Consider the following 14,738-nt stretch of genomic DNA (forward strand, 5'->3'; position numbering starts at 1 on the left):
GTTGATCGGGGATCAGCGCGCGGCGCGGAAATGTTTGGACAGTTTCAGGCCCTGTGCCTGATAGTTCGAGCCGAGGTCTGTGCCGTAGAGCGCCTGCGGCCGCTTCAGCATGTGCTCGTAGACCAGCCGTCCGACGATCTGGCCGTGGTCGAGGATGAACGGCACTTCGTGGCTGCGCACTTCGAGCACAGCCCTGCTGCCGGTGCCGCCGGCCGCCGAATGGCCGAAGCCCGGATCAAAGAAACCGGCATAGTGGACACGGAACTCGCCAACCAGCGGATCGAAGGGCGTCATCTCGGCGGCATAGAGCGGCGGCACATGCACCGCCTCCTGGCTGACGAGGATATAGAATTCATCCGGATCGAGCACCAATTCGCCGCCGCCGCTCTTGTAGAGCGGCTCCCAGAAATCGACGACATCCTGTGCGGCGCGCTTGTCAACATCGACCAGGCCGGTGTGGTGCTTGCCGCGGTAGCCGACCAGCCCGTCCTTGTCGCCATCGAGGTCGATCGACAGTGCGATGCCGCCGCCGGAAATGTTCGGCGGCTCGGTCGCGACCAGCGTCTCGGCACGATGCAATTCGTGCAGCTCGCTTTCCGACAAAAGCGCATTGCCGGTGCGGAACCTGATCTGCGACAGCCGCGAGCCGGCACGGACGACGATCGGAAAGGTGCGCGGGCTGACTTCCAGATAGAGCGGGCCGTTGTAGCCGGCAGCGATCTTGTCGAACTCGTGGCCGCGATCGGTCATCACGCGGGTGAAGATGTCGAGCCGTCCGGTCGAGCTCTTCGGGTTGGCCGAGGCCGAAACGCTTGCCGGAAGCGCCAGGCTCTCGAGCAGCGGCACGATATAGACGCAGCCCGTCTCCAGCACCGCGCCATCAGCGAGATTGATTTCGTGCAGCTTCAGGCGGTCGAGTTTTTCAGCAACCCTGTGGTTCGGGCCGGGCAGGAAGGAGGCGCGCACCCGCCAGGCCTTGTCGGCAAGCCTAAGGTCGAGGCTGGCCGGCTGGACCTGGTCGGCATCGAGCGCGCGCGGCGATTTCAGCGCGCCCGACTGGAACAGCGCGGAAATATCCTGATCGGGAAGAATGCCTGTCTGCCGCAAAGTCTGGCTCCGCTCGAAGGCCGGGCGTGGTCTCGTTTTGTCGCAGGTTCCTGCCGCGGAACCCGCTGGTACAAACCTCTTAATCATGCCGGCAATTGACGCAAGCGTGGTGCGGGTTTAAAGGGTCGTTATCCCGTGGTGATTTGGCCGGTCGGCTTGCAGCCACGTTAAACAAGTCGCTAAAGGACCGTCGGGCCGAAAGGCCGTATGGACCGGTTGCGACTTTCGCGGCCGGTTTTTTTGTATTTGGGCCATTTTTGGTGTTTGGAACAAGGTGATGACGAGCAACAAGCGCAACTGGAAGCCTCAGACCGCACTCGTGCATGCGGGAACGCTGCGTTCCGGCTTCGGCGAAACCTCCGAGGCGATGTATCTCACGCAAGGCTATGTCTACGATACGGCGCAGGCGGCGGAAGCCCGCTTCAAGGGCGAGGAACCGGGCTTTATCTATTCGCGCTATGCCAATCCGACGGTCGACATGTTCGAGAAGCGCATGTGTGCGCTGGAAGGTGCCGAAGATGCCCGCGCCACCGCATCCGGCATGGCGGCGGTCACAGCGGCGTTGCTGTGCAGCGCCAAGGCCGGCGACCACATCGTGGCGGCGCGCGCGCTGTTCGGCTCCTGCCGCTGGGTGGTCGAGACGCTGGCGCCGAAATACGGCATCGAGGCGACGCTGGTCGATGGCACCGAAATCGCCAATTGGGAAAAGGCGGTCAGGCCCAACACGAAGCTGTTCTTCCTTGAAAGCCCGACCAATCCGACGCTGGAAGTCGTCGACATCGCAGCCGTCGCCTCGCTTGCCGATTCGATCGGCGCGCGGCTGATCGTCGACAATGTCTTTGCCACGCCCTTGCAGCAGAAGCCGTTGCAGCTCGGCGCCCATATCGTCGTCTATTCGGCGACCAAGCACATCGACGGCCAGGGGCGCTGCCTCGGCGGCGTCATCCTGTCGGACAAGAAATGGATCGACGAGAACCTGCACGATTATTTCCGCCACACCGGTCCCAGTCTGTCGCCGTTCAACGCCTGGACGCTGCTGAAGGGCCTGGAAACGCTGCCGCTGCGTGTGCGCCAGCAGACGGAAAGTGCCGGCCGGATCGCGGACTTCCTCGCCGAGCGGCCGGAAATCGCCCGCGTCATCTATCCCGGCCGCGCCGATCACCCGCAAGCGGCGGTCGTCAAGAAGCAGATGTCGGGCGGCTCGACGCTGATCTGCCTCGACGTCAAGGGCGGCAAGCAGGCGGCCTTCGCCTTCCAGAACGCGCTCGATATCGTGCTGATCTCTAACAATCTCGGTGACGCCAAGAGCCTGATCACCCATCCGGCGACGACGACGCACAAGAATCTGAGCGACGAGGCGCGCGCCGAACTCGGCATCGGGCCAGGCACGCTCAGGCTGTCCGTCGGCCTGGAGGACACCGACGACCTGCTCGAAGACATCGAGCAGGCCCTGAAAGCCGCCAGATAGTGCACTGGGCGGTGTCGCTCGAATCGTCAAAATCAGGCGCGGTCAGGCGCCCGACGGGGTCTCTTCCAATTCCGCAACGGCGCTGGTGTGGATCGTCATCGTGTTGCCACGCCAGTCGACGGCGCCGCTGAGCCAGCCACGCGCCCAGACAATCGGCAGGATGCAATCGCGCGCCATCATCGCCGGGATCATGCGCAGCGACAGGTGCCAGCCCTTGGCCGAGGCGAGAGCGCATTCCGGGAGGTAGGCGACTACCAGCACAGCGATGGCGGTTGCCGACAGGCTGAAGCCGGCGCCTGCTGCCGCAACCAACGCAAGCACCAGCGGCGGCGCCGCTCCGATCAGGATCTCGGGCGCGAAGAACAGTGGGAAGGTGACGCGACGCAGGCGTGCCCAGCGGGCCTGGCGCGACCAGATTTCGCCGAGCGTGCGAAAACCGAGCGGCTGCTCAAAGGGCGAGGCCACGAGATTGACGCGCAGTCCAAGCCCGTTGACCAGCTTGGTCGCGGCCGCATCCTCGGCGATCTCGGCGGCAAGCGCACGGATGCCGCCATTGGCGTCGAGCATGGGCTTGTCCCACAACATGCTCTTGCCTTGGGCAAAGCCAAGGCCTATCGCCTCGCCGGTATATTGCCAGCGCGCCTGCAGCGTGTTGAGGAAGGCGCATTCGACCTCAGCCCAGAACCCGTCCGGCCGCGAACCGATCGGCGTCGAGCAGACAAGACCGGTGTCCGGCCGCCATGCCGCCATCAGATGCTGGACATAGTCCCTCGGCATCAGGACGTTGGAATCGGCAAGGATGACCCAGCGGTGGCGCGCGGCCTCCCAGCCCTTCACGCAATTGTTGAGTTTCGGATTGCCGCTGATTCGGTCGTCGCCGACGAGCAGCTGGGCCGGCACGGCCGGAAAGCGGGCAATCGCATCGGTGATCGGCCCGACCACCGGGTCGTCGGCATGGGCGACGCAGAAGATGAGCTCATAGCGCGGCCAGTCGAGCGAGAAGGCGCGCTCGAGCGTTTCCTCGGCAAACGGCTCGACGCCGCGCGACGGCACGACGATCGACACCGGAGGCGCCTTGCCGGCTGGCGGCGCGATCCTGCCAGGCCGCTTCAGCTTCAACGAAGCGAGCAGGATGCTGGCGAGATTGACGAGAAGCAGAGCTGTGGAAAGCAAGGCGGCTGTGACTGTCAGTTCCATCGATATCTGGTCACTCCAGAAAAGCCGGCCGCATGATAGCCGTTTTCAACAGTTCGACAGAATGCTGAGTCGCCCGGCCCTGCACACCATCATTGTCATGTGTCACTTAAATGACATTGTTCTTCGGCACCTGCGCGCAAATGAGTCGGGCAACGACGGGAAGCGCCCTGTTGACCAAACTGCGGAGAGCGTCGAAAGTTCCGTCTGCATATTGTGGAGTAGTCTATGTACAGCGCCGTTACGCGCAACATCGAAGTACAGGTCAGGCCGTTCTATCTGGAAGATCGCTCCGACCCGTCGGAGAACCGCTATGTCTGGGGCTACCAGGTGACCATCGACAACCAGTCGGATGAATTCGTACAACTTCTGTCACGCTATTGGCACATCACCGACGGCACCGGCCGGGTCGAGGAAGTGCGCGGCGCCGGCGTTGTCGGCGACCAGCCCGAACTTAACCCCGGCGACAGTTATCAATATACGTCTGGCTGCCCGCTCTCGACGCCGTCCGGCATCATGGTCGGCCACTATACGATGCGCAACAAGCGAGGCGAGACATTCGACGTCGCCATCCCCGCCTTTTCGCTCGACCTGCCGGGCACGCGGCGCACCGTCAACTGACCAGCTAGACCTGATCCATCCCGATAGAATCGGGATGGGCTCTAACTCTTAGACCAGGACCTTTTCCGAACCGAAGGTCAGCGAAGCAAAAAACGCTTTCCACTTTTCGATGCGCGGACCTTCGGTCGGGATCATGGTCTACTGCGCCGCAGCAAACTCCGCCGGATCGAAGTCATATTGCTTCGAGCAGAATTCGCAGGCGACATGAATGCCGCCATCCTCGGTGCTGTCCCTGATCTCGTCGGCTGAGAAACCTTCGAGTATGCCGCGGATCTTCTCCCTGGAGCATGAGCACTCGTCGGCTACCGGTACGCCGCCGAAGACGCGGACGCCGTGCTCGTGGAACAGCCGGTAAAGCAACCGCTCGGCGCCGATCGTCGGGTCGATCAGTTCCGTCGGCTCGATGGTGCCAAGCAATGCCAGCAGTTCCTGCCAGGAATTGTCGGCCGGATCATGGATCTCATCGCGCGGATCGCCGTCGCCGCCTGGAAGGTCGGGCACGCGCATGCGTTCCGCCGATTGCGGCAGGAATTGCGCAAGGATGCCACCGGCACGCCATTGCTCGCGGGCACCGCCGACACCGGGCGTCAACAGCTTGGCCACCGAGAGTCTGAGGTCGGTCGGGATCTGTTCCGACTGGCGAAAATAGGTGCGCGCGGCCTCCTCCAGTGTCTCGCCGTCGAGCTGGACGATGCCCTGATAGCGCTGCGTGTGGGCACCCTGGTCGATGGTCAGCGCCAGGACACCGCTGCCGAGCAGCGTCTGCTGCGAGGTCTCGCCGGCAGATGTCAGTGCCTCCAGCCGGTCGGCGTCGAAGCGCGCATAGGCGCGCAGCGCCTGCGGCGTGGAAAAATCAGCCACCAGCATATCGACCGGCCCGTCCGTGCGGGTCTGCAGGATGAACTTGCCTTCGAACTTGAGCGAGGTACCGAGCAGCACTGTCAGCACGCAAGCTTCCGCCAGCAAGCGCGCGACCGGCTCGGGGTAGTCATGACGGCTGAGGATCGCGTCGAGCATCGGCCCGAGCTGGACGGTGCGGCCGCGCACGTCGAGCGGGCCGACCTCGAAGGGCACGACATGATCGTCGCCGGCGTAGCCGAATTCGCCGAGTTTGGGTTGATGTTCAGCCAATTGATGAGTTTCCAACATGACAAAGCTCCGGGGCGCGGCCATGCCGCCCTCCGGGGCGCATGCGTCGAAACGCGCTCGATTTGCGTGATGCGGCTGAGATAGGCATCACGTACTCCCGGATCAAGGCGGTCCGGATCAAGCGCCCAGACACCAGGCCAAAACCGCCTTCTGGGCGTGGAGCCGGTTCTCGGCCTCGTCGAACACCACCGAATGTGGCCCGTCGATGACCTCGTCGGTGACCTCCTCACCGCGATGCGCCGGCAGGCAGTGCATGAACAATGCGTCGGGCTTTGCCTTCGCCATCAGCGCCGCATTGACCTGATAGGGTGAGAAGACGTTGTGGCCGCGAGCACGGTGCTCCTGGCCCATCGACACCCAGCAGTCGGTGACGACGCAGTCGGCCTCGTGGACCGCCTCCTCGGGCGAGCGGGTGAAGTTCAACTTGCCGCCATGCGCCATCGACCAGTCGACATGCTTCTGCGCCGGCTCGCTGCCTTCCGGCACGGCTACGTTGAGATTGAAGCGGAACCGCGCCGAGGCCTCCAGCAGCGAATGCAACACGTTGTTGCCGTCGCCGGTCCAGGCGATGGTCTTGCCGGCGACCGGACCGCGATGCTCCTCGAAAGTCATGATATCGGCCATCAGCTGGCACGGATGGGTATCGTCGGTCAGCCCGTTGATGACGGGAACGGTGGCGTTCTCGGTCAGCTCCAGCAGCCGGTCATGCGATGTGGTTCGGATCATGATCGCATCGACATAGCGCGACAGCACCTTGGCCGTGTCGGCGATGGTTTCGGAGCGGCCGAGCTGCATCTCGGTGCCGGTCAGCATGATGGTCTCGCCGCCGAGTTGGCGCATGCCGACGTCGAAGGATACGCGCGTGCGCGTCGACGGCTTGTCGAAGATCATCGCCAGCACCTTGCCTTCGAGCGGTTTTGTCCGCTCGCCAGCCTTGAGCCTTGCCTTTCGCACGACGGCATCGTCCAGCATGAAGCGCAGATCGCCCTCGGAAACGGCGGAAAGATCGGTGAAATGGCGAAGGCTCATTTGGGGTCTTTCGACTGTTACTTCGCGGCAGCCGCGGCTATGGCATCGGCCAGGCCCCTGGCGCCGGCGCGGATGCGGTCGAGCGCTTCATGGATCTCGGCGTCGGTGACGGTGAGCGGCGGCAGCAGGCGAAGGACGTTGTCACCGGCCGGAACCGCCAGCAGATGCTGGTCGCGCAACGCCATATTCACCTTGGTGTTGGGTGCGGCGCATTTCAGGCCGAGCATCAAGCCGGTGCCCCTGATGTCTTCGATGATATCAGGAAATTCGTCGGCGACACCCGCCAGCCCCTGCTTTAGCAGCAGCGCCTTGCGCTGGACATCCTCCAGGAAGCCGTCCTCCAGCACCACGTCGAGCACGGCGTTGCCGACCGCCATCGCCAGCGGATTGCCGCCGAAAGTGGTGCCGTGCACGCCGGCGGTCATGCCGACGGCCGCCTCGTCGGTTGCGAGGCAGGCGCCCACCGGGAAGCCGCCGCCGATGCCCTTGGCAACCGCCATGATGTCGGGCGTGACGCCAGCCCATTCATGCGCGAACAATTTTCCGGTGCGGCCGATGCCGCACTGGACCTCGTCGAAGATCAGGAGCAGGCCATGCTGTTCGCAGAGCTGCCTCAGCCGCTTCAGCGACTGCGTCGGCACCGGGCGGATGCCACCCTCGCCCTGCACCGGCTCGATCAGTATCGCGGCGGTCTCGGGGGTGATCGCCTTTTCGGCGGCGTCGATGTCGCCGAAGCCGACCTGGTCGAAACCTTCGACCTTGGGTCCGAAGCCTTCCAGGTATTTATACTGGCCGCCGGCGGCGATGGTCGCCAGCGTGCGGCCATGAAAGGCGCCTTCGAAGGTGATGATGCGAAAGCGCTCGGGATGGCCCTTGACGAAGTGGTAGCGCCGCGCCGTCTTGATGGCGCATTCCAGCGCCTCGGCGCCGGAATTGGTGAAGAACACCTTGTCGGCGAAGGTGGCGTCGGCCAGCCGCTCGCCCAGACGGCTCTGCCCCGGAATCTCGTAGAGGTTGGAGACGTGCCAGACCTTGGCCGCCTGCTCGGTGAGTGCCGAGACCAAATGCGGATGGCTGTGGCCCAGCGAATTCACGGCGACACCGCCGCCAAAATCGAGATATCGCTCGCCCTTGTCGGTGACCAGCCAAGTGCCTTCCCCATGGTCGAAGGCCAGGGGTGCGCGGGCAAAGGTCTCGAAAAGCGCCGAACCGCTCATTATATGCGTCTCCGGAACCGGAAAATCAAAAAGCCGCCAAAGCGGCGGCCTTTGCGGCTTATCGTGTTTTTCGGCCATGAAGTCAACGAAAACGTCGCGCGAGGACGCGCGGCAAGCTCTCCAGCGAGACGCCGGCTCATCAGCGACCGGGCAAGTTGGGGAAAACCGAAAAAACCGATTCGTGTTGGCCCTCGGACTCTTGTCACCGAGTCAGCGCATAAGGTAATTGTAGTCGAGAAATAACTAGATTTCGTGCGGCGGACCTAATCACCCGATATATGTGGTGTCTGCCCGGCGGAAGCCGGATCGTGGAAGGATTCCGATCGCCGCACATTCAGCAGGAGCGCGGTCTCATGAATTGGACTGACGAGCGGGTCGAACTTCTTAGAAAATTGTGGTCGGAGGGACTGAGCGCCAGCCAGATCGCCGCACAGCTCGGGGGCGTCAGCCGCAATGCCGTCATCGGCAAGGTGCATCGGCTGAAACTGTCGGGCCGCGGACGCTCGACCGCCACGCCGGCACGCCAGAAAAAGAGCGTGCAAGGATCGAGCGTCCAGAAATCGGTGTCGCGGGCGGCGAGCACTGCGCGGCATATCACCACGTCGATCGGCGCGACCGCGCTGCAGGCGCAATTCGACACCGCACCGGTGGCGCGTCATTACGTCCGTCCCGTCGAGAACGTCGTCGTGCCGATCTCGCGGCATCTGCAACTCGTCGAGTTAACCGAGCGGACATGCAAATGGCCGAATGGCGATCCGCTTTCGGAAGAGTTCCATTTCTGCGGCAACGACGCGGCCGAAACCGGACCCTATTGCAAGTACCACGCCCGCATTGCGTTCCAGCCCGCATCAGAGCGGCGGCGGAGTAGATAAGGCAATAGGGGAGTAGGGCAGTATGGGAGTAGGTAAAGATTAGGCTTTGTGAGTGCGACCCTTGGCAACGCACTACATACTCCCTTACTGCCCTACTCCCTTACTGCCCTACTCCCCTACTCCTTCTATTTCACAGCCACCCATTCTTGCGAAAACGCCAGTACAGGAAAGAGCAGATCGCAGCGATCGCAGCCAGCACGAGCGGGTAGCCATATTCCATCTTCAGTTCCGGCATGTCGTCGAAATTCATGCCGTAGATGCCGGCGAGCGCCGTCGGCACCGCCAAGATGGCAGCCCACGAGGCTAGCTTCTTGGTGTTCGCCGTTTCCTGGCTCTGGCCCACCAGGAGGCTGGCCTCGAAGGCAAAGGCGAGAACCTCCCGCAAACTGTCGATCTTTTCCTGCACGGTGCGGATATGATCGGTCACGTCGCGAAACAACGGGTGCATGGCTGCGTGGATCTGCGGCAGGTCGGCGCTGGTCAGCCGGCGGCAGACCTCCACCAGCGGCAGCGCCGCATTGCGCAAGCGCAACAGATCGCGGCGCAGCATATAGAGCCGCTCGATATCAGGTCCAGTCATAGGCCTTAGCAGGACCTTGTCCTCGATCGCCTCGACCTCGTCCTCGATCTGCTCGAGCACCGGCATGTAGTTGTCGACGATGAAATCGAGAATGGCATAGAGGACGAAATCCTCGCCCTTGGCCAGCGAAAGCGGGCAGCTTTCCCAATGCTGGCGAACGGCGGCATAAGAAGTCGACGGACCGTGCCTGACGCTGACGATATAGCCGGCGCCGACGAACAGATGCGTCTCGCCGAAGGTGACGCGCCTGTCGATTAGTTGAGCCGTGCGGGCAACGATGAACAACGCATCGCCATATTGCTCGATCTTCGGCCGCTGATGCGGATGCTCGGCGTCCTCAATCGCCAGATCGTGCAGATGGAATTGCGCCTGGACGCGAAGCAACAGGTTGCGGTCCGGCTCCAGCAGGCCGATCCAGACGACATGACCTGGCTTCTTGGCCCATTCGCCAGCTTCCTCGATCGGAATGTCGGCGACACGCCGGCCGGCGGTATAGACGCTGGAAGCGATGATGGCCGATGTCGGCGGGGCCGGCGTCAGGTTCCGAACGGTTTCCATCGCTACCTCCTGGAGGCATGGCCTCGGGTCAGGATCAGGAACGTTCGATAAAGCTTAGCCTAAATCAGCAATGGGTTCGAGAGGCAGCCGTTCACTTCGCGGGTAGCGATCCCGGGACAACAATCTTGTCTGTCTTGTCGCCCTTCGGCCGCTCGGCCGGCATCTGGTCGCCGGTGACGATGTAGTAGATCGTCTCGGCGATATTGGTGGCATGATCGCCGATCCGCTCGATATTCTTGGCGCAAAACAGCAGGTGCGTGCAAGGCGTAATGTTGCGCGGATCTTCCATCATGTACGTCAGCAACTCGCGAAACAGCGAGGTGTACACGGCATCGATCTGATCATCGCGATCACGCACGAAGCCGATTTTTTCCACCGAGCGCGACGCGTAGACGTCGAGCACTTCCTTGAGCTGCGTCAACGCCAGGTCGGCCAAGGCCTCAATGCCGCGGAACAGGCTGGTCGGCTGGCGCCCTTCTATGACGGCAACCACGCGCTTGGCGACATTCTTGCCGAGGTCGCCGACCCGTTCGAGGTCCGCCGAGATGCGGATCGCGCCGACGATCTCGCGCAAATCCGTCGCCATCGGCTGGCGCTTGGCGATGATGATGATCGCCTTGTCGTCGATCTCGCGCTGCCCTTCGTCCAGAACGGAATCGTCACGGATGACTTTCTGGGCAAGGCCGGGGTCGGCGTTGACCAGGGCCGCGATCGCCTGTTCGACCATGCGTTCGGCATGACCGCCCATCGCGGCGATGCGCTTCGACAAATATTTCAGCTCCTCGTCATAGGCGCTGACGATGTGCACGGACTGCATAGAGATGCCTTCCCGGGGTCTTCTGGTCCCAGTCGTTTCCTCGAATCCCCGCTGATATGCTAGCCGGATGACAGAAAAAAGAAACCGTTAGAGCGACGTGCGTTCACTTGAATACAGAGTACGCTCTAAATCCCTTATCCACGCATCCGGCTATCCTGAAATCTTCCGGTTTTCGGGCCGACGCCTTCTTAGATAGTGAGGCGTCAGTGCGCCGGCAAATGCACCGTGAAAGCTGCGCCCTTGCCGACCTCCGACTTGATCGAGAGCCTGGCATTGTGGCGCGTCAAGATATGCTTGACGATGGACAGGCCAAGACCGGTGCCTTTCTGGGTCCGGCTGTTTTCGACATCGACGCGGTAGAAGCGTTCGGTAATGCGCGGGATATGTTCCTCGGGAATGCCGGGGCCGAAGTCCCGGATGGAGACGTCGATGCCCGGTTCGGGACCGTCATCGCGGTGAGCAATCGTCACCACGACACGTCCACCCGACTGTCCGTATTTGCAGGCGTTTTCCAGCAGATTTTCGAAAACCTGGAAAAGTTCATCGCGATCCCCGGGCACATCAAGCGGCCCTTCTGCGAAATCCCGCTCTATGGCAACGCCGTTTTCCCTGGCAAGCGGGCCCAGCGAATCGATGACGCTGTCGAGGGTCTGGCGGAGATCGACCTCGGTTCCCGGCTTCAGATAGGGTTTCATCTCCAGCCGCGACAGCGACAGCAGGTCGTCGATCAGGCGCGCCATGCGGCCGGTCTGGTTCTGCATGATCTGCAGGAACTGCTCGCGCGCCGCCGGGTCGTTGCGGGCCGGGCCGCGCAGCGTCTCGATGAAGCCGGAGATCGAGGCGAGTGGGGTGCGCAGTTCGTGGCTGGCATTGGCGATGAAGTCGGCGCGCATCCGGTCGATCCGGCGCGCCTCGCTCTGGTCTTTGAAGACCAGCACATAGAGGTCGGTGCCGTGACCGACCGAAGACGCACTCACCCGATAGGCCCGTTCGACCGGCAGCTTTTCGGTATAGTCAACGACATCCGAAGCGGCGGCGCCCGATAAAATACTGTCCAGCAAGGCCTGCATCTCGGGCGCCCGGAATTTCAGCGACAGCGAGATGCCGGGTGCGATGCCGCCGAAGGCGGCGAAGGCGGCGGCGTTGGCATGGACGATCGTGGCGGTGCGATCGAAGATGATCAGCGGATCGGCAACGGCGGCCGCCAGATATTCTCCCGACAGCTGTTGTAGCCCGCCCGCCTCGATCGCCGCGGCGTCCTCCGCTGACTGGCGCGCAACGCTGGCCGGCAGCATCGCGGCGGCAAGCAGCAGTACGGCACATGCCAGCAGCACGACATAGCCGGACATGTCTGCGAAACCATAGACGGTCAGGACCGCGACGATGCCGGCCGCCAGCAGCCAGCGGCTGTTCCACAACCGGATGACGACGGCTTGCGCCGTGCTTCGCTGTTCTGCGCCGCCGATGTCAACCATTGTCAGCCATTGTCAGCCATTCGCGCGCACTGTGCCTCCGTCCCGACCCCGGCCGGTCAGGTGGAACTCCCCACTGGACCGGCGCTAGAGCGCTGTGCGTTACAATTGGACGCACAAAGGACGCTCTACCACTCTCAATCTGCTGCATCGTTCTTTCCGAAATCGATTCCGATTTTCGGGCCGATGCAGTAAGGCTCCAATAGCATGAGTCCGGAAACTGGAAAGGTTCGTCTCGATGAAAAACCCCAAGGAAGATGCCACCGCGCCCGTTCCAGGTCCGCTGAAGATCCGCATCGACGGCAAGGAGCGCGAATTCGACATCGACGATCCCAAGCTTCCGGCCTGGGTCGAGGACAACAAGCTGACCGCCGGCGGCTATCCCTACGACAAGAAAATGAACAGCGACGAGTATGACGAGGCGCTCGAGCGACTGCAGATCGAGCTGGTCAAGGCGCAGGCATGGCTGCAATCGACGGGCAAGCGGGTGATGTCGCTGTTCGAAGGACGCGATGCCGCCGGCAAGGGCGGTACGATCTTCGCGCTGCGGCAGTACATGAATCCCAGGACAGCGCGCAACGTAGCGCTCACCAAGCCTAGCCCAACCGAACTCGGGCAATGGTATTTCCAGCGCTATGTCGCGCACTTTCCGACATCCGGCGAGTTCGTCACCTTCGACCGCTCCTGGTATAATCGCGCCGGCGTCGAGCCGGTAATGGGCTTCTGCACGCCGGAGCAGCATGAGAAATTCCTTGGCGAGACGCCGTACTTTGAACGGATGATCTGCAACGAGGGCATCCATTTCTTCAAATTCTGGTTGAACATCGGTCGGGAAACACAGCTTGAGCGGTTTCACGATCGCCGCTGGAGTCCTTTGAAGAGCTGGAAATTCTCGCCGATCGACATTGCCGGCATGACCAAATGGGACGACTACACCAAGGCGCGCGACCTCATGTTCGAACGCACGCACGAGGAATTCGCGCCCTGGATCATCGTGCGGGCCAATGACAAGCGGCGCGCGCGACTTGCCATCATCCGGCGCATCCTGTTGTCGCTTCCCTATGACGGCCGCGATCTTGACGCCATCGGCAAGGAAGACAAGAAGATCATCGGGGAAGGGCCTTCGTTCCTGGGAAAGCAGGCCTGAAGCACTGCCGCGCGCCCCCAAGGACGCGCGGCACGATTCCGAATATTCCTGTCATTCTGCCGAATGACTTCTTATGCCGCCAGCCGGGCAATCCGCTGCAGCCGCTTCAGCGTGGTATCGTCCTGCAAAGCCTGCTGAAACAGCGAAATCTCCTGGTCAATGCGATCGCAGAGCGCGCCTGTGTCGCCCTTGAGCAGGTCGCGCGTCTGCAGCAGTGCGGCGAACGGCTTCTTGGCGAGTTGCCTGGCTCTGCCTAGTGCGGCTTCCTCAACATCGCCCACCACGATCTCCGTGACCAGGCCAAGCATCCTGGCGTCCTCGGCACTAAGCGTGTCGCCCAGGCAGAAGAAGCGGAAAGCGCCGGCATAACCGAGTTTCTGCGGCGCCAGGATGCTGGTCGCCGCGTCCGGCACGAGGCCGAAATCGACGAACGGCACCCGGAACGTGCTTTCATCAGATGCGATCACCATGTCGCAATGGAACAGGATGGTGCAGCCGACGCCGACGGCGTCGCCATCGACACAGGCAAGGACTGGTTTGGGGAACGTCGCCAAGGTGCGGAACATGTCGGTGACGGCGGCGATCAATCGTTGATGCTTGGTGGCGTCGAGGAATTCGGAAAAATCGCCGCCGAGGCAGAAGCAGCCGGCGAGGCCGCGCAGCACCACGACGCGCACATCATCGTCGATTGCGGCTTCGTGGAAGATCTTGGCCAGGCTTTCATAGGCTCGCCCGTCCAGCACCGGCCGGCCGTCATCCGACGACACCGTGACAATTAGCGTATGATTGCGGAACTCTGTTTGCGGGTGGATGTTCATGGCTGTCTCCAATTCTCACGAGGCCTGCCTCATTCCGAGCCTGTCGGGATAACCCCTGGCCAGCACTGGCGCGAAATGACTGCGACGCGAGCGCACCACCTCAAGCGTATGCTCGTTGAAGGTGAGCAGCGTCGCGACGACCTGCTGGTTGCCATAGGTGCGCTGGTAGCCAAGCGGCTTCGCCAGGAAGTGCAATTGCAGCGCCCGCAGGACCCACATCGGCTCGAACTCGATGATCACCTGGTTGACGTTGCGCCTCAGCCCCCACTCGACGAAGCCGGCAATGAGCTCGGTGCCGACCGTCGACACGCCGCGCTTGCCGTCACGAAAGCCCGGCGCCACCGCATAGCGGGTCAGTTCCCAGACGTTCGGCCCGGACGGCGGCGTCCCTTCATAGAGGTCCGCCAGCACCTCGGTCAGGAGATGCGCCCGCGTTGTCGGCAACATCCGCTGATAACCGGCGAGCTCGCCATTGCGGATGACGAGCTGATGCACCGCCTCGTCATGGTCGAACTGATCGATCTCAAGGCCATCGGGGCGCTGCAGATCGGTCCACCCCATCTCCTCGACGAAAATCTTGTAGCGCAAACGATGAACGGCCTCCCAAAGGTCGGGACGTTCCATAAGTTCCTGTGTGGTAAGGGAAAAAAGCATCTGCCGTCTCCTAGGTTCAATAGGAAGATACGGCC

14 protein-coding genes and 1 riboswitch are annotated in these 14,738 nt (G+C 62.4%); of the genes, 4 read left to right on the forward strand and 10 right to left on the reverse strand.

The window, feature by feature from the left end:
• Positions 1-12: 12 nt before the first annotated feature.
• Positions 13-1,107 carry a 2'-deoxycytidine 5'-triphosphate deaminase gene (locus ACWTU7_RS08275; RefSeq protein ID WP_455838413.1) on the reverse strand — a complete coding sequence of 365 codons (1,095 nt, stop codon included), beginning with the start codon at positions 1,105-1,107 and terminating at the stop codon, positions 13-15.
• Between the two features lie 125 nt (positions 1,108-1,232).
• Positions 1,233-1,310, forward strand: a riboswitch (SAM riboswitch).
• Between the two features lie 74 nt (positions 1,311-1,384).
• Here ACWTU7_RS08275 and ACWTU7_RS08280 point away from each other — a divergent pair.
• On the forward strand, positions 1,385-2,575 hold the full coding sequence (locus tag ACWTU7_RS08280) for an O-succinylhomoserine sulfhydrylase (RefSeq protein WP_455838412.1): 1,191 nt from the start codon (positions 1,385-1,387) through the stop codon (positions 2,573-2,575).
• 42 nt (positions 2,576-2,617) lie between these two features.
• Here the strand turns inward: ACWTU7_RS08280 and ACWTU7_RS08285 are convergent, their stop codons facing one another.
• The gene (locus tag ACWTU7_RS08285; protein WP_455838411.1) at positions 2,618-3,772 is read right to left on the reverse strand and encodes a ceramide glucosyltransferase; all 1,155 of its coding nucleotides are present in this window, start codon (positions 3,770-3,772) and stop codon (positions 2,618-2,620) included.
• Positions 3,773-3,997: 225 nt separating this feature from the next.
• Here ACWTU7_RS08285 and apaG point away from each other — a divergent pair, with 225 nt between their 5' ends.
• Positions 3,998-4,390, forward strand: coding sequence for a Co2+/Mg2+ efflux protein ApaG (gene apaG / locus ACWTU7_RS08290; protein ID WP_065005838.1), 393 nt, complete (start codon positions 3,998-4,000; stop codon positions 4,388-4,390).
• Between the two features lie 138 nt (positions 4,391-4,528).
• Here apaG and ACWTU7_RS08295 read toward each other — a convergent pair whose 3' ends face one another.
• From ACWTU7_RS08295 to ACWTU7_RS08305, 3 genes are all read right to left on the reverse strand, one after another.
• Positions 4,529-5,563, reverse strand: a complete 1,035-nt coding sequence (locus ACWTU7_RS08295) for an Hsp33 family molecular chaperone (RefSeq protein ID WP_029356830.1) — start codon at positions 5,561-5,563, stop codon at positions 4,529-4,531.
• 93 nt (positions 5,564-5,656) lie between these two features.
• A complete protein-coding gene (gene argF, locus ACWTU7_RS08300; protein ID WP_029356835.1) occupies positions 5,657-6,568 on the reverse strand; it encodes an ornithine carbamoyltransferase in 912 nt (303 codons plus the stop codon).
• A 17-nt stretch (positions 6,569-6,585) separates the two neighbouring features.
• Complete coding sequence (locus ACWTU7_RS08305) at positions 6,586-7,785, reverse strand: acetylornithine transaminase (protein ID WP_455838410.1); 1,200 nt, start codon at positions 7,783-7,785, stop codon at positions 6,586-6,588.
• A 353-nt stretch (positions 7,786-8,138) separates the two neighbouring features.
• Here ACWTU7_RS08305 and ACWTU7_RS08310 point away from each other — a divergent pair, with 353 nt between their 5' ends.
• The gene (locus ACWTU7_RS08310) at positions 8,139-8,657 is read left to right on the forward strand and encodes a GcrA family cell cycle regulator (RefSeq protein ID WP_029356837.1); all 519 of its coding nucleotides are present in this window, start codon (positions 8,139-8,141) and stop codon (positions 8,655-8,657) included.
• A 130-nt stretch (positions 8,658-8,787) separates the two neighbouring features.
• On the opposite strand, the gene ACWTU7_RS08315 is transcribed toward ACWTU7_RS08310, so the two are convergent.
• The 3 genes from ACWTU7_RS08315 to ACWTU7_RS08325 all read right to left on the reverse strand — a co-directional run bounded on the left by ACWTU7_RS08315 (position 8,788) and on the right by ACWTU7_RS08325 (position 12,087).
• The gene (locus ACWTU7_RS08315; protein WP_455838409.1) at positions 8,788-9,795 is read right to left on the reverse strand and encodes a magnesium and cobalt transport protein CorA; all 1,008 of its coding nucleotides are present in this window, start codon (positions 9,793-9,795) and stop codon (positions 8,788-8,790) included.
• Positions 9,796-9,886: 91 nt separating this feature from the next.
• Positions 9,887-10,612: a phosphate signaling complex protein PhoU gene (phoU, locus tag ACWTU7_RS08320; RefSeq protein ID WP_455838408.1), complete on the reverse strand. Its 726-nt coding sequence runs from the start codon at positions 10,610-10,612 to the stop codon at positions 9,887-9,889.
• Positions 10,613-10,815: 203 nt separating this feature from the next.
• Entirely contained in the window at positions 10,816-12,087 is a 1,272-nt protein-coding gene (locus ACWTU7_RS08325; RefSeq protein WP_455838407.1) for an ATP-binding protein, read from the reverse strand.
• A 235-nt stretch (positions 12,088-12,322) separates the two neighbouring features.
• Between ACWTU7_RS08325 and ppk2 the strand changes: the two genes are divergently transcribed.
• On the forward strand, positions 12,323-13,231 hold the full coding sequence (gene ppk2 / locus ACWTU7_RS08330) for a polyphosphate kinase 2 (protein WP_455838406.1): 909 nt from the start codon (positions 12,323-12,325) through the stop codon (positions 13,229-13,231).
• A 71-nt stretch (positions 13,232-13,302) separates the two neighbouring features.
• On the opposite strand, the gene ACWTU7_RS08335 is transcribed toward ppk2, so the two are convergent.
• Positions 13,303-14,049 (reverse strand): enoyl-CoA hydratase-related protein, encoded by a 747-nt coding sequence (locus tag ACWTU7_RS08335; RefSeq protein WP_095517051.1) that lies wholly within the window; start codon positions 14,047-14,049, stop codon positions 13,303-13,305.
• 15 nt (positions 14,050-14,064) lie between these two features.
• A complete protein-coding gene (locus tag ACWTU7_RS08340) occupies positions 14,065-14,703 on the reverse strand; it encodes an acyl-homoserine-lactone synthase (protein WP_029356847.1) in 639 nt (212 codons plus the stop codon).
• Positions 14,704-14,738 lie beyond the last annotated feature (35 nt).

The organism is Mesorhizobium sp. BHscii, assembly GCF_053848065.1.

Bases quoted from the DNA above. Each gene is read 5' to 3' on its own strand.
- ACWTU7_RS08310 (WP_029356837.1), top strand. From the start codon at position 8,139: ATGAATTGGACTGACGAGCGGGTCGAACTTCTTAGAAAATTGTGGTCG.
- ACWTU7_RS08295 (WP_029356830.1), bottom strand. From the start codon at position 5,563: ATGGCCGCGCCCCGGAGCTTTGTCATGTTGGAAACTCATCAATTGGCT.
- ACWTU7_RS08315 (WP_455838409.1), bottom strand. From the start codon at position 9,795: ATGGAAACCGTTCGGAACCTGACGCCGGCCCCGCCGACATCGGCCATC.
- ppk2 (WP_455838406.1), top strand. From the start codon at position 12,323: ATGAAAAACCCCAAGGAAGATGCCACCGCGCCCGTTCCAGGTCCGCTG.
- argF (WP_029356835.1), bottom strand. From the start codon at position 6,568: ATGAGCCTTCGCCATTTCACCGATCTTTCCGCCGTTTCCGAGGGCGAT.
- ACWTU7_RS08280 (WP_455838412.1), top strand. From the start codon at position 1,385: ATGACGAGCAACAAGCGCAACTGGAAGCCTCAGACCGCACTCGTGCAT.
- ACWTU7_RS08285 (WP_455838411.1), bottom strand. From the start codon at position 3,772: ATGGAACTGACAGTCACAGCCGCCTTGCTTTCCACAGCTCTGCTTCTC.
- apaG (WP_065005838.1), top strand. From the start codon at position 3,998: ATGTACAGCGCCGTTACGCGCAACATCGAAGTACAGGTCAGGCCGTTC.
- ACWTU7_RS08325 (WP_455838407.1), bottom strand. From the start codon at position 12,087: ATGGTTGACATCGGCGGCGCAGAACAGCGAAGCACGGCGCAAGCCGTC.
- ACWTU7_RS08340 (WP_029356847.1), bottom strand. From the start codon at position 14,703: ATGCTTTTTTCCCTTACCACACAGGAACTTATGGAACGTCCCGACCTT.
- phoU (WP_455838408.1), bottom strand. From the start codon at position 10,612: ATGCAGTCCGTGCACATCGTCAGCGCCTATGACGAGGAGCTGAAATAT.
- ACWTU7_RS08335 (WP_095517051.1), bottom strand. From the start codon at position 14,049: ATGAACATCCACCCGCAAACAGAGTTCCGCAATCATACGCTAATTGTC.
- ACWTU7_RS08305 (WP_455838410.1), bottom strand. From the start codon at position 7,785: ATGAGCGGTTCGGCGCTTTTCGAGACCTTTGCCCGCGCACCCCTGGCC.